14 protein-coding genes are annotated in these 12,469 nt (G+C 73.6%); 7 read left to right on the top strand and 7 right to left on the bottom strand.

All coding sequences use genetic code 11. The features are described from left to right. Nucleotide 1 precedes the first annotated feature (1 nt). Nucleotides 2–1,660 carry a glycosyltransferase family 2 protein gene (locus ACIGXJ_RS07635; RefSeq protein WP_399642401.1) on the top strand — a complete coding sequence of 553 codons (1,659 nt, stop codon included), beginning with the start codon at nucleotides 2–4 and terminating at the stop codon, nucleotides 1,658–1,660. A 60-nt stretch (nucleotides 1,661–1,720) separates the two neighbouring features. Here the strand turns inward: ACIGXJ_RS07635 and ACIGXJ_RS07630 are convergent, their stop codons facing one another. Next, on the bottom strand, nucleotides 1,721–1,981 hold the full coding sequence (locus ACIGXJ_RS07630) for a hypothetical protein (protein WP_399642400.1): 261 nt from the start codon (nucleotides 1,979–1,981) through the stop codon (nucleotides 1,721–1,723). 328 nt (nucleotides 1,982–2,309) lie between these two features. Next, complete coding sequence (locus tag ACIGXJ_RS07625) at nucleotides 2,310–3,569, bottom strand: SLC13 family permease (protein ID WP_399642790.1); 1,260 nt, start codon at nucleotides 3,567–3,569, stop codon at nucleotides 2,310–2,312. A gap of 125 nt (nucleotides 3,570–3,694) precedes the next feature. Here ACIGXJ_RS07625 and ACIGXJ_RS07620 point away from each other — a divergent pair, with 125 nt between their 5' ends. Then, nucleotides 3,695–4,327: a carbonic anhydrase gene (locus ACIGXJ_RS07620; protein ID WP_399642398.1), complete on the top strand. Its 633-nt coding sequence runs from the start codon at nucleotides 3,695–3,697 to the stop codon at nucleotides 4,325–4,327. Between the two features lie 29 nt (nucleotides 4,328–4,356). Here the strand turns inward: ACIGXJ_RS07620 and ACIGXJ_RS07615 are convergent, their stop codons facing one another. The 3 genes from ACIGXJ_RS07615 to polX are packed head-to-tail and all read right to left on the bottom strand — an operon-like array spanning nucleotide 4,357 to nucleotide 6,582. Next, nucleotides 4,357–4,617, bottom strand: a complete 261-nt coding sequence (locus ACIGXJ_RS07615) for a VOC family protein (protein WP_399642397.1) — start codon at nucleotides 4,615–4,617, stop codon at nucleotides 4,357–4,359. Then, on the bottom strand, nucleotides 4,617–4,811 hold the full coding sequence (locus tag ACIGXJ_RS07610; RefSeq protein ID WP_399642396.1) for an AraC family transcriptional regulator: 195 nt from the start codon (nucleotides 4,809–4,811) through the stop codon (nucleotides 4,617–4,619). Before ACIGXJ_RS07610 ends, ACIGXJ_RS07615 begins: the two co-directional genes overlap by 1 nt. A gap of 16 nt (nucleotides 4,812–4,827) precedes the next feature. Further along, on the bottom strand, nucleotides 4,828–6,582 hold the full coding sequence (polX, locus tag ACIGXJ_RS07605; RefSeq protein WP_399642395.1) for a DNA polymerase/3'-5' exonuclease PolX: 1,755 nt from the start codon (nucleotides 6,580–6,582) through the stop codon (nucleotides 4,828–4,830). Between the two features lie 140 nt (nucleotides 6,583–6,722). Between polX and ACIGXJ_RS07600 the strand changes: the two genes are divergently transcribed. Both ACIGXJ_RS07600 and ACIGXJ_RS07595 read left to right on the top strand, forming a co-directional pair. Further along, on the top strand, nucleotides 6,723–7,493 hold the full coding sequence (locus tag ACIGXJ_RS07600) for an SAM-dependent methyltransferase (RefSeq protein WP_399642394.1): 771 nt from the start codon (nucleotides 6,723–6,725) through the stop codon (nucleotides 7,491–7,493). A 485-nt stretch (nucleotides 7,494–7,978) separates the two neighbouring features. Then, complete coding sequence (locus ACIGXJ_RS07595) at nucleotides 7,979–8,380, top strand: DUF4232 domain-containing protein (RefSeq protein ID WP_399642393.1); 402 nt, start codon at nucleotides 7,979–7,981, stop codon at nucleotides 8,378–8,380. A gap of 14 nt (nucleotides 8,381–8,394) precedes the next feature. On the opposite strand, the gene ACIGXJ_RS07590 is transcribed toward ACIGXJ_RS07595, so the two are convergent. Both ACIGXJ_RS07590 and ACIGXJ_RS07585 read right to left on the bottom strand, forming a co-directional pair. Beyond that, nucleotides 8,395–8,748 (bottom strand): hypothetical protein, encoded by a 354-nt coding sequence (locus ACIGXJ_RS07590; RefSeq protein WP_399642392.1) that lies wholly within the window; start codon nucleotides 8,746–8,748, stop codon nucleotides 8,395–8,397. A gap of 122 nt (nucleotides 8,749–8,870) precedes the next feature. Next, on the bottom strand, nucleotides 8,871–9,662 hold the full coding sequence (locus ACIGXJ_RS07585) for an MBL fold metallo-hydrolase (protein WP_399642391.1): 792 nt from the start codon (nucleotides 9,660–9,662) through the stop codon (nucleotides 8,871–8,873). 100 nt (nucleotides 9,663–9,762) lie between these two features. On the opposite strand from ACIGXJ_RS07585, the gene ACIGXJ_RS07580 reads away from it, so the two are divergent. The 3 genes from ACIGXJ_RS07580 to ACIGXJ_RS07570 all read left to right on the top strand — a co-directional run bounded on the left by ACIGXJ_RS07580 (nucleotide 9,763) and on the right by ACIGXJ_RS07570 (nucleotide 12,439). After that, complete coding sequence (locus tag ACIGXJ_RS07580; protein ID WP_399642390.1) at nucleotides 9,763–10,380, top strand: ABATE domain-containing protein; 618 nt, start codon at nucleotides 9,763–9,765, stop codon at nucleotides 10,378–10,380. Between the two features lie 173 nt (nucleotides 10,381–10,553). Then, nucleotides 10,554–11,732 carry an alpha-hydroxy-acid oxidizing protein gene (locus ACIGXJ_RS07575; protein WP_399642389.1) on the top strand — a complete coding sequence of 393 codons (1,179 nt, stop codon included), beginning with the start codon at nucleotides 10,554–10,556 and terminating at the stop codon, nucleotides 11,730–11,732. Nucleotides 11,733–11,836: 104 nt separating this feature from the next. Further along, entirely contained in the window at nucleotides 11,837–12,439 is a 603-nt protein-coding gene (locus ACIGXJ_RS07570; RefSeq protein ID WP_399642388.1) for an SUKH-4 family immunity protein, read from the top strand. Nucleotides 12,440–12,469 lie beyond the last annotated feature (30 nt).

Below are 12,469 nucleotides of genomic sequence, written 5' to 3'. Positions count from 1 at the left end.
CGTGTCGGAGCCCACCGTCACCGTCGTCATCGGCGCGTACAACGCCATGCCCTATCTGACCCGCTGTCTGGAGTCCGTCGCCGGGCAGTCGCTGGGGCGGCACACCCTGGAGTGCCTGGCCGTCGACGACGGCTCCACCGACGGCAGCGGCAAGGAGCTGGACCGCTTCGCCGCCGAGCACCCCGATGTCGTCCGGGTGGTCCACCAGCCCAATTCCGGCGGGCCCAGCGGCCCGCGCAACGTCGGCATCGAGCAGGCGCGGGGGCGCTACGTCTTCTTCCTCGACGCCGACGACCACCTGGGCCCCCGCGCCCTGCGCAGCATGGTCGACATGGCCGAGCGCAACGGCTCCGACGTGGTGCTCGGCAAGTACGTGGGGGTCGGCTGCGACGTGCCGCACTCCATGTTCGGGGCGAACGAGGACGTCGTGGACCTCGCGACCTCCCGCGTCTGGAACCTCCTGACCCCGCACAAGCTCTTCCGGCGTTCCTTCCTCATGGAGCGCGGGCTGCGCTTCGACGAGGACATCCGCATCGGCGAGGACCGGCTCTTCGTCACCAAGGCCTACCTCCAGGCGTCGGTGGTCTCCGTGGTCGCCGACGAGGACTGCTACTTCAAGGTCAGGCGCGACGACAACGGCAACATCAGCAGCAGCTGCGGCCGCGCCGACGTGATCAGGCGCTTCGAGACGGCCCGGCGGATCATGGCCGCGATCGCCGCCCACAGCGAACCCGGCCCCGTGCGGGACGCCGCACTGCTGCGCACCTTCCGGGGCGGCCTGCTGGACACCTTCTCCTGGCGTTTCCCGCAGCTCACGGAGGACGAGCAGCTCGCCGCCATGGCCCTCACCAAGCGGGAGATCGAGCGGTTCTACACTCCCGAGCTCGACGCCCGGATGACCGCGCCGCACCGGATCTTCGCCCACTGCGCACGCCACGGGATGCGCCGCGAACTCCTCGACGTCATCGAGTTCCTGAAGCAGGAGCGGGCCAAGGGCGGACGCCGCCACGAGGTCGTCGTGGACCGCGGACGCGCCTACGCGGCCTACCCCCACTTCCGCGACGGCACGGCCGGGATCCCCGACTCCTGCTACGACATCACCGACGAGCTGCACCAGCACGACCGGCTCGATGCCCTGCGGTGGCGGCGGACCCGGCGCCGCGCGGTGCTCCGCCTCGACGGCCACGGGTACATCGAGGGGGTCCCGGCCCGCGAACCGGCGACCGAGCTGGTGCTGCGGCTGCGCGCCGACGGCCGTGAGGTCCGCGTTCCCACCCGGGCCGTACCGCCGGCCGACCCGGCCGGCGGCGCGTCCGTCGGCTTCGTCGCCGAGATCGACTTCACCCGGGCGGAGAGCGGCGGCCCGCTCACGCCCGGCGTCTGGGACGTGTACCTCGACGTCCGCTCCCAGGGGCTGAGCACCCGGCGCCGCTTCGGCGCCCGCAAGGCCGAGGACCTCGCCCCGCCCGAGACCGGCACCGCCGGGACCCGCGCGGTCAAGCCGTACTACACGGCGTACGGCAATCTCAGCCTGGACGTGACCGCGGTGCGGACGAACCGCAAGCCGAAGCCGCCCGTCCGCAGGGCGCTCAGGGGCATCGCCCGACGGCTCGGCGCCGGAAAGCTGCGCAGGGCCGCCGTCGCCCGGCTGCGGCGGTGAGAGCGACCAACAGCTGAGGCGGACGGTCGCCTCCGGCCCACCTGTCCGGACGAAAGGCCCTCAGCGGCTCCGCCGGCGCGGGGCGTCGTCGTCGGGGGCGTCGGGGGAGGCGAAAGGGAACGGCACGCCGAGGTGGCCGGCCGGCGCCCGGCCGGCGCCCGGCCGGCGCCCGGCCGGCGTCGGCTGCGGCCCGGGCGGCAGATGAGCGGTCGGGCCGTTGGCGGACGGTCGCCAGGTGGCCTTCGCCGCGGGCTCCTCCAGGACCGCCACCAGCGTCACGAACCAGTCGTGCACGGTGTCGCCGTCCCAGAGGGCCTCCACCGCGGCCACCCGGCCCGGCAGGGCCGCCGCGCGCCGCGAGCGAGGCCACGTCGAACGGATCGGGCGGCCTGCGCCGCACCTGGTCGCCGAGGGCCTCGCAGCGCTCGTGGACCACCCGCTCCGCCTCGTACGGCCCCACCCCCAGCAGCCGCAGCTCCTCCCACACCGCCCTGACCGCCGTCATCCGCCGGTCCCGCAGCACCTGGCGTCGACCTCCCGGCGAGTCCGCTCCTGCAGTCAGGTCCACCAGCCGCTCACAGGGCCACCGGCCGGGGTGTCGATGCGTACACCACGGTTTCGCACCCTGGTAGGCGGCCCGACCCGCGGTTCACGGACCGGCGACCGCCAGCGACACCCACAGCGCCGCCGTCGAGGCCAGCAGGGCCGCCGGGACGGTGAGGAGGCCCAGGAGGGTGAATTCCCGCAGGTCGACCTCGTGGTCGTGGTGGTGGGCGATGCGGCGCCACAGGAGGGTGGCGAGGGAGCCGGCGTAGGTGAGGTTGGGGCCGATGTTGACGCCGAGGAGGACGGCGAGGACCGCGCCGGGGCCGGAGGGGGCGGCCAGGGGGACGAGGGCGAGGACGGCGGGGAGGTTGTTGATCAGGTTCGCCAGGAGGGCGGCGAGCGCGGCGATGCCGAGCAGTGCGGGCAGCGACGTTCCGTCGGGGACGAGGCGGCCGAGCGCGTCGCCGAGGCCGTTGTCGACGACGGCGCGCACGACCACGCCGAGGGCGAGGACGAAGGCGAGGAACGGCACCGCGGCCGAGCGGACGATAGCGGCCGGGGTGGTGTGACGCCGGGCCAGCGCCCGTACGGCCATGACCGCCGCTCCGGCGGCCGCGACCCAGGCGGGGTCGATGCCGACGGCCGAGGCCACCGCGAACCCGGCGAGCGTCGCCGCGACGGTCAGCAGCGCGAACAGCGGCAGCTGAGGCGGCTCCTCGGCCTGCGCGGGCTCGGTCGGGGCGTCGAGGTCGGCCGCGAAGAAGCGGCGGAAGACGGCGTACTCGACGGCGACGGCGGTCAGCCACGGCAGCAGCATCAGCAGCGCGAAGCGGGTGAAGGTCAGGCCGCTCGCGGTGAAGGCGAGCAGGTTCGTCAGGTTCGACACGGGCAGCAGCAGGGACGCCGTGTTCGACAGGTGGGCGCTCGCGTACACGTGCGGCTTCGGCCGGGCGCCCATCCGGGCGGCCGTGACGAAGACGACCGGGGTCAGCAGGACCACGGTGGCGTCCAGGCTCAGCGCGGCCGTGATCGCGGAGGCCAGCGCGAAGACCGCGCCGAGCAGCCGGCGGGGCCGGCGGTGGGCCCAGCGGGCCATCCAGGTGCCGCAGGCGTGGAAGAGGCCCTCGTCGTCGCAGAGCTTGGCGAGGACCAGGACCGCGGCGAGGAATCCGATCACCGGGCCGAGCCGGGCGGCTTCCGCGCGGACGTCCTCCCACGGGATCGCACCGGCGGCGACCACCACGGCCGCGGCGGGCACCGCGAAGGCCGCCTCCGGCCAGCGGAAGGGGCGGACGACGGCGCAGACCAGCACCACGGCGAGGGCGACGACGGACAGGGCTTCGAGCAACACGCCCCTCATCATCCGGTCCGTGCCGTCCGCTCCCGGCACCACCCCCCTTACGGCGTACCGGCCGGCTCCTCGGCCGGTTGGCCCAGCGGGGACCCCCTGCCTGCACGTGTGGCATGCCCCCGTCGTAACCTGCGGTCATGAGTGACGCCTTTCCCGCCACCCCGCGCGAAGCCTTCGACCAGCTCATGGCCGGCAATCAGCGCTTCGCCGCCGGTACGCCCCAGCACCCCAACCAGGACGCCGCCCGCCGGGCCGGCCTGACCTCCGCCCAGCGTCCGTACGCCGTGCTGCTCGGCTGCTCCGACTCGCGGCTCGCCGCGGAGATCATCTTCGATCAGGGGCTGGGAGACCTGTTCGTCGTCCGCACCGCAGGGCACGCGGCGGGCCCGGAGGTCCTGGGCAGCATCGAGTACGGAGTGAGCGTGCTGGGCTGCCCGCTGGTCGTCGTCCTCGGCCACGACTCCTGCGGCGCGGTCGCGGCGACCCGCGCCGCCGTCGCGGACGGCACGGCCGCCCCCGGGTACCTCAGGGACGTGATCGAGCGTGTGACCCCGAGTGTTCTGGCCGCTCAGGCCGCCGGGGTCAGCGAGGACGACGGGTTCATCGACACCCATGTGCGGCACACCGTCGACTTCGTCCTGGACCGCTCCCGGGTGCTGGCCGACCGGGTGTCCTCCGGCCACACGGCGGTCGTGGGCCTGTCCTACGCCCTCACCGACGGCAACGCCCGCCCGGTCACGTTCCACGGCCTGGAGCCGGAGGAGCGCTGACCCGCTCGCTCGGCCCTTCCCGGGCGGCGTCAGTGCCGTCCGGGATCGAACTCCATCACCTGCGTGAGGCGGATGTTGTTGCCCGACGGGTCGCGGAAGGACGTGTCGATGCCGTACGGCTGCACCGTGGGCGGGTCGTTGAACTCGGCGTCGCGGGCGGACAGCTCGTCGTAGGCGGCCTCGCAGTCGTCGGTCTCCAGGAACAGCGTGCCGCCCGCGCCCTTGGCCACCAGGTCGGACAGCTGGGCGCTGCTCGCCTCGTCCGGCATCGGCTCGCGCGGTACCGGCATCAGCACGAGCGCCGGGCCGTCAGCAGGTACTGGTGCGGGGACTCGCCGAACGCGGCCTTGAAGCTGCGGCTGAAGTGGGCGGGCGACAGCGCGGCGGCCGCGGCCAGGTCGGCGACGGTGAGCTCCTCGCGATAGGGGGCGTCGGCGAGGTCCCTGGCGCGGAGCAGATGACGGGCGATCGGTACATGGGCCACGGCTCCCGTCGTGGGTTCACCCGTGCCCGCCGGTCCTGCCCTTGCGCAGGAAGCGTCGGAGTCGGGTCTCCGGCCAGGTGTTGATCACGTCCTCCCCGGTGAGCCAGCCGCGTTGCGCCGTCGCCGTGCCGTAGCGCATGTTCGCCAGGTGCGGGACGGCGTGGGCGTCGCTGTCGACGGCGAACCGCACTCCGTGCCGCTTGGCCCGCAGGATGTCCTCGTCACGCAGGTCGAGCCGGTCGGGGTGGGCGTTGATCTCCAGGGCCGTGCCGGTGCGCGCGCACGCGGCGAACACCGCGTCGAGGTCGGCGTCGATGCCGGGCCGCCTGCCGATGATCCGGGTGGTGGGGTGGCCGATGATGTTGACGTACGGGTTCTCGCAGGCCCGCACGATCCGCCGGGTCAGCTCCTCGCGGCTCTGGCGGAAGTGCGAGTGCACCGAGGCCACACACAGGTCGAACCCGGCCAGGAAGTCCTCGGGCCAGTCCACCGCGCCGTCCGGGCCGATGTTCAGCTCCACGCCGTGCAGCAGCCGCAGTCCGCGCCGCCGGCCCCGCTTGCCGTGGGTGCCGTCGAGCGCGCGCACCCGCTCGCGCTGGGCGAGCATCCGCTCCCGGGTCATCTGCTGCATGTACAGGTCCGGCCCGTGGTCGGTGATCGCGTAGTACGCGTAACCCCGCTCCGCGGCCGCCTCGGCCATCTCCTCCAGCGGCGCGAGCCCGTCGGTCAGGTCGGTGTGCGTGTGCAGGTCGCCCCGCAGGTCGGACTCCCGCACCAGCTCGGGCAGCTCGCCGCGCAGCCCCGCCTCGATCTCCCCGCGGTCCTCGCGCAGGGTCGGCGGGATCCAGGGCAGGCCGAGCCGGGCGTAGACGTCCTCCTCGGTCCCGGAGGCGATCCGCTCCCCGCTCTCGGCGTCGAACAGGCCGTACTCGGACAGCTTCAGGCCCTGGCGGACGGCCAGCTCCCGGGTGCGGATGTTGTGCGCCTTCGAGCCGGTGAAGTACTGCAGCGCGGCGCCCCAGCAGTCCGGCGGTACGACCCTCAGGTCGACGGCCGGCCCCTTCGCCGTGCGGACCGACGTCTTCGCCGGCCCGTGCGCGACGATCTCCGAGACGTACGGCAGTCGCGTGAAGGCGTCCATCAGCGGTCCCGACCTCTCCGCCGCGACGAGGACGTCGATGTCGCCGATCGTCTCCCGGCCGCGGCGCAGCGATCCGGCGTAGGCGCAGCGGAGGCAGCCGGTCACACCTGACATCGCCCCGACGATGTCCTCGGCGAGGTCCATGGCCACGCCGAGCAGCACGCGGTCGCCGGAGGATCGCAGGAGTTCGACGCCGTGGAGGATGTTCTCCTCGGTCCTGGGCCCGAAGCCCTTCAGATCGCGCAGTTTCTCGGCGTGGATCGCCTCGACCAGTTCCTCGACCGAGGAGATGCCCAGGTCCTCGTAGAGAGTCAGCGCCTTCTTCGGGCCCAGCGTGGGGATGGCCGTGAGCCGTCGTACACCCGCGGGGATCCTCGCGCGCAGTTCGTCGACCGCGGAGACCCTGCCGGTGCTGAAGTACTCGGCGATCTTCTCCGCGATCGACCTGCCGACCCCCGGGATCTCCTGCAATCCCTTGCGGTCGAGTGTGGACACGTCGGCGTGGTGGCCGCCGATCGCTCGGGCGGCCTTCTCGTAGACGCGCGCCCTGTACGCCTCGCCGCCGGTGATCGAGATGAGGTCCGCGTACTCCTGGAACAGCTCCGCGACCTCGTCGTTGGACCGAGCCATGCCCCCCGAGTGGGCAGGCGGCGCCCGGTTCATGCATGCCGGGGCGGCGGGGCAGGCTCCCGGGGCGGACGCCCGAGCCGCCCGCGACCGCCCGTAAACCACTTGTGTCCCCGCCCGGGGTTCGGCTTGAGTGCGGGACCGTGACTGCCTTGGACGATCTCGTACGGCCCGACCGCTACCCGCGCTCCTCGCGCTACGACCCCGCCTGGCTCGTCGGCCTCGACATGGGACCCAACCCGCTGTGGCTCCTGGAGGACCTGGCCCGCGATCTCGATCTGCGCCCCGGGATGCGGGTCCTCGACCTCGGCTCCGGCAAGGGCGCCACGTCGGTGTTCCTGGCCCGGGAGTACGGTGTCGAGGTCGTCGCCGCCGACTGGTGGATCCCCGCGGAGGACGCGGCCGCGGTGTTCGCCGAGGCGGGGGTCGCCGACCGGGTGACGGCCGTACGGGCCGAGGCGCACGCCCTGCCCTTCGAGCCGGAGAGCTTCGACGCGGTCGTGAGCGTGGACGCCTTCGAGTACTTCGGCACGGCCGACGGCTACCTCCCCTATCTGGTGCGATTCCTGCGCCCCGGCGGCCAGTTGGGCGTCGCCACCCCCGGTATGACCCGGGAGGTACGCGAACTCGGCGCGATACCGGCCCACATCAAGCGGGTCGTCGGCTGGGAGGCCATCGCCTGGCACACCCCGCAGTGGTGGCGCTTCCAGTGGGAGATCACCGAGCTGGTGGACGTCACCTCCGCCCGGCTCCAGCAGGACGCCTGGCGCGACTGGCTGTTGTGGGCGCGGGCCTGCGCGGAGCGGCAGCCGGACGGCCCGGCGGCGAACCAGCCGGTGATCGACATGCTCACCGAGGACGGCGGCGAGTACCTCTCCTTCGCGCTGGTGACCGCGCGCAGGAAGGACCTGTGACCCGCTCGCGGAGTCACGGCGTGCCCGTCCCCGGCCGGCGACTCCGTGTCCTGGGTCGGTCACACATGCTCGGGGGCCGGCCGCCGTGGGCGAGGGTGTACCGCACACTCGGCTCGTCGCCGGACAGCGCGACAGTCGTCCACGGCACCACGGCACCACGGCACCACGGCGGACCACGGGGGAACGCCATGCATGCTCCTGCCCGCAGGAACCACGAGTCGGCATCAAGTCCCGGGGCGGGCAGGGCCGTTGTCGTCGCGGCCGCCGGCCGCCGCGGTGCTCGCGTCCACGGCGTGCGAGCCGCAGGGCGACGGCACCGCGGACGGTCCCCGGCCGTCCTCGGACCGGCCGGGCGCGACGGCCGCGGCCACGCCCGGTGAGACGGCCTCGCCCGCGCCTGGTGAGCCGCTCCCGCGCACGCGGAGCGGCGCAGTAGGCGACGGCGGCACCGTCGCCGCCTGGCGGAGGGCGATCCGTCGTTCGCCGTGTCGAGCCAGGACGCGCGGGGCGAGGAGACCAGGCACCTCCTGCTCACGGTCACCAACACCGGCGTCGAGCCGTGCGCCGTCCACCGCTCCCCGCAGATCTGGCTGGGCGCCCACCCCAGGGAACCCGTGAAGACGATCGAGGACAGCGACCCGGAGGGGCTCGTCACCGTGGCGCCGGGCGAGGAGGCGTACGCCGCTCTGCTCGTCAACGGCGGCGGCATGGACACGTGCGAGACGAGGACCGTCACCGTGCGGCTCCAGGGGGCGGGGCGCGGCAGCACTCCCGGTACGCCGACCGCGGTCGGCCTGCCCGGTGTGGCGGCCTTCGACGACGGTTCCGGTGTCACCTGCTGGACGTCCGCTTCCGGCTACGCGCTGGACTTCGTCATGTCGTCCTGACCGGGTGCACGAGGTCAGACGGGCAGCAGGAGCACCGATCGCAGGGTGAGCAGGTCGGTGGCGGGGCGGCCGTGCGGGCGCAGGAGCCACGACTCGCCCGTGCAGTTGGGGCCGGTGAAGACGAGGGCGTAGTCGCCGGTGTCGTTGTGGGGTGCGAAGGCGGGTACGGAGGTGCCGGGATCGGCGACCTCCGGGAGGGTCACGCACGTCTCGGTCAGCGGGTCCTGGAGGGTGGCGGAGCGGACGTCGCCGTTGGCGGCGAGGAAGCGGTAGGAGAAGTCGCCGGCGGCGGCGTCTGCGGGCGCGGCCAGGACGGCGGTGAGGGCGAGGGCGCCGCAGACGGCGGCGACGGTGTGCCGGATGCGCACGGGGTTCTCATTTCCTGTGAGACGGAGAGGACCACCCCATGCGTACCCGCGCCCCGCTCGCTCGGCGCGCCGACCCTTCGCCGTGAGGCGTCGCCGCCACCCGTCCGGCGCAGTCGCGCGGCTCAGCCGCGCCGGAGCCAGTCGCGGTCCAGACGGTCGGTCAGGCCGGCCGCGGCGAAGGCGGCTTCGAGGTCCTCGCGGCCCTCGGTGAAGTGCGCCCAGCTGTCGTGGTGGACCGGGACGACACGGCGGGCGTCGAGGATACGGGCGGCCTCGGCGGCCTGGGCGCTGTCCAGGACGAGCGTTCCGCCGTCGAAGAGGACGGGGAAGCGGGGCGCTCCGGCGAAGAGGACGGCCGTGTCCACCGGGGCGAACCGGTCGGCTATCTCCCTGACCGCGTCGAGCGAGGCGTTGTCGCCGCTGACGTACACGGTGGGCAGGTCCTCTGCGGTGAGGACGAACCCGACGACCTGGCCGGTGATCGGCTCGGTCGCCTCGCGCGGGCCGGGGCCGTGGATGGCGGGGACCGCGGTCACGGTGAGGCCGCCGCCGCCGGGGCGCTCCAGCTCGACGGTCTCCCAGTCGGACAGGCCGGTGGCGTTGCCGCCCAGCCGCTGCCCGCCGCCGGTCGTGGTGAGCGTGAGCGGGACGTCGGCGAGGAGCGCCCGGCCGGAGTCGTCGAGGTTGTCGGCGTGCTCGTCGTGCGAGAGCAGGACCACGTCGACGGGGCCGAGGTCGGCGGGGGTGGCCGTGGCGGGGGCGGTCTTGGTCAGTACGGGGCGGCCGGGTCTGCCGTAGTCGCCGGGGCCGTCGAAGGTCGGATCGGTCAGGAAGCGCAGGCCGCCGTACTCGAAGACGGCGGTGGGGCCGCCGATGACGCGGACCGGGAACTGCTCGGTGGCGTGCCGGGACATGCGCGATCACTCCTCGCACTCAGGGATTCTCACGGAAGTCTTCCGTGTTTTCCGTGAGGCACACGCTAGGCCCATGTCACGGAAAAACGCAAGGGCTACCATGAGAGACGTGGACGAGACCGTGCTGACCGACATCACGCGGGCCGCTCTGCCTCCGGCTCCGGGGGCGGACCGCTACCGCTGCCTGGACTTCGCCGACACCGTCGCGACCCTGCCCTCCGGCCAGGGCTACGACCTGCTCGCGGCGCCCGAGACCGCGAAGGGCTGGCTCCTCACCCACGACCTGGCCGCGCCGGACGTGCGGTTGTACGAGTTCTGCGCGGGCCGGATGCGGGCGCTGCGCACCCATGTGCGGGCCCTGTTCACCGCCCGAGTCGACGGCTCCACCCCGCCCGAGGCGTCCCTGCGGGCGGTGAACGACGCGCTCACGGCCATGCCCTCGGCGCCGCTGCTCGCCTGGGACACGGCTCAGGGGCCGCGCCGCGTGGAGGCGCATCCCACCGACCAGGCCGTGAACCATGCGCTGGCGATCCTCGCCGCCGATGCCGCCGACCTGCTCACCGGCCCCGACGCCGAGCTCCTCGCCGCCTGCGGCTCCGCACCCTGCGACCGCTTCCTGCTGCGCACCCACGGCCGGCGCCACTGGTGCTCCACGCGCTGCGGCGACCGCGCCCGCGCCGCCCGGGCCTATGCCCGGCGCACCGGCGCGTCCGAGTGACCGGCCGGCCCCGACTTCGCACTACCGCCGGGGGCTTACGCACGGGATTGTCCGTGGACGGGCCTCGGCGCCGGTCGCGGGACCATGGCGTCCGGCCGCCGCCGTCGGCAGAGTGTGAGCGGTCTCGCCGGGACGGTCCCGGGCGGAGGGCGGACGGAAGGGCTGCGATCAGGATGCAGGCGGAGTTCGGCGGGCAGTTCGGCGACTACCAGAACGAGATCTACTTCAACGGGCTGTTCGGTGTGCTGCCGGACCTGCCGATGACGTACGGCGAGCTGGAGGCGCGGGCCGCGGCGGCGCTGCCGGCGTCCCTGCTGTCGTACGTCGCGGGCGGCGCCGGGGACGAGTTCACACAGCGGGCGAACGTCTCGGCGTTCGAGCGGTGGGGGCTCGTGCCGCGGATGATGGTCGGGGCCGCCCTGCGGGACCTGAGCGTGGACCTCTTCGGTCTGCGGCTGCCGTCGCCGCTGTTCATGGCGCCGGTCGGGGTGATCGGGCTGTGCGCGCAGGACGGGCACGGCGACCTGGCGACGGCGCGGGCCGCCCGCAGGAGCGCGGTGCCGATGGTGGCGTCGACGCTGTCGGTCGACCCGCTGGAGCAGGTGGCGGGCGAGTTGGGGGACACGCCCGGCTTCTTCCAGCTGTACACGCCCAAGGACCGTGCCCTGGCGGAGAGCCTGGTGCACCGCGCGGAGAAGGCGGGCTTCAAGGGGATCGTCGTCACCCTGGACACCTGGGTCACCGGCTGGCGTCCGCGTGACCTCGCGGCGAGCAACTTCCCCCAGCTGCGCGGCCATTGCCTGGCGAACTACACCTCCGACCCCGTCTTCCGCGCGCGGCTGGCGAAAGCGCCGGAGGAGGATCCGCGGGCGGTCGTCCTGGAGTGGGCCGGGGTGTTCGGCCATCCGCTGACCTGGGACGACCTGCCCTGGCTGCGCTCGCTCACCGACCTGCCGATCATCCTGAAGGGCCTGTGCCACCCCGAGGACGTACGCCGGGCCAGGGACGGCGGTGCCGACGCGGTCTACTGCTCCAACCACGGCGGCCGGCAGGCCAACGGCGGACTCGCCGCCCTCGACGCGCTGCCCGCCGTCGTGGAGGCGGCGGACGGGCTGCCGGTGCTCTTCGACTCCGGCGTCCGTACGGGCGCGGACGTCGTGAAGGCACTCGCGCTGGGCGCGACCGCCGTCGGAGTGGGCCGGCCGTACGCGTACGGGCTCGCGGTGGGCGGCGAGGACGGCGTCGTCCATGTGCTGCGGTCGCTGCTGGCCGAGGCGGATCTGATCATGGCAGTCGACGGCTACCCCACCCTCGCCGATCTGCGCGTCGAGGGCGCGATACGCCGGAACTGAACACCCGACGGCCGGCCCCGGCAGCCGGGGCACGCGGCGCGGACGCCATGGGGTTGACTGGGTCCGCGATGATCGAACGACACACACCTCATGGGGGCCGGGAGTTGAGCAGCGACGACACTCCGTCGACACCGTCGACACCGTCGACACCGGACGCGGCGTGGCTGGAGGAAAGGCTGGGTGAGGGCTGCCTCTGGCGGCCCGGAGAGACCGACCTGCCGGCCGAGTTGACCGACGCAGAGTCGCGGGAGTTCCTGCTCACGGTCGGCTTTCCCGCGCTCCGCCTCGACGCCGCCGGGATCGACTCGAGGGTCCTGCGGGGCAGGCGCGCGCTGGAGCCCTTCGACGCCGACGAGATCTACGGCAACCGCTACCCCGACGACGACTCGCCGCCGGAGAACTTCTGCTTCACCGTCGCGCTGTGGGGCGACCAGCACCTCATGCTCGACGCCGCGGACGGCGGCATCACCCACTACGACCCCAACGGCTGGGACCACGGCGACGGTTGGCAGGGCCCGGCCGCCCATTCCCTTCCGCGGCTGGCCGTTCTCCTCGGCCTGATCGCCGAGTCGGGAGACGCACTGGCGTCGGACGACGAGGCCGTACGGGCGGCCGCCGCCACCGCCCTGCGGGAGCGTCTGATCGCCCACGACCCGAATGTGGACGGCTCCGCGTTCTGGGATCAGGTCTTCGAGTCGTTCGAGTGACCGCCGCGGGACCGGCGGCTGACGCCCGGT

It is taken from the genome of Streptomyces sp. NPDC053367, assembly GCF_044545925.1.
Lineage (GTDB): Bacteria > Actinomycetota > Actinomycetes > Streptomycetales > Streptomycetaceae > Streptomyces.
This window is presented reverse-complemented; position numbering and strand designations above follow the sequence as displayed.

Coding starts and splice junctions, on each gene's coding strand:
- ACIGXJ_RS07625 (WP_399642790.1), bottom strand. CDS start 3,569: ATGATGAGGGGCGTGTTGCTCGAAGCCCTGTCCGTCGTCGCCCTCGCC.
- ACIGXJ_RS07620 (WP_399642398.1), top strand. CDS start 3,695: ATGAGTGACGCCTTTCCCGCCACCCCGCGCGAAGCCTTCGACCAGCTC.
- ACIGXJ_RS07615 (WP_399642397.1), bottom strand. CDS start 4,617: ATGCCGGTACCGCGCGAGCCGATGCCGGACGAGGCGAGCAGCGCCCAG.
- polX (WP_399642395.1), bottom strand. CDS start 6,582: ATGGCTCGGTCCAACGACGAGGTCGCGGAGCTGTTCCAGGAGTACGCG.
- ACIGXJ_RS07585 (WP_399642391.1), bottom strand. CDS start 9,662: ATGTCCCGGCACGCCACCGAGCAGTTCCCGGTCCGCGTCATCGGCGGC.
- ACIGXJ_RS07580 (WP_399642390.1), top strand. CDS start 9,763: ATGAGAGACGTGGACGAGACCGTGCTGACCGACATCACGCGGGCCGCT.
- ACIGXJ_RS07575 (WP_399642389.1), top strand. CDS start 10,554: ATGCAGGCGGAGTTCGGCGGGCAGTTCGGCGACTACCAGAACGAGATC.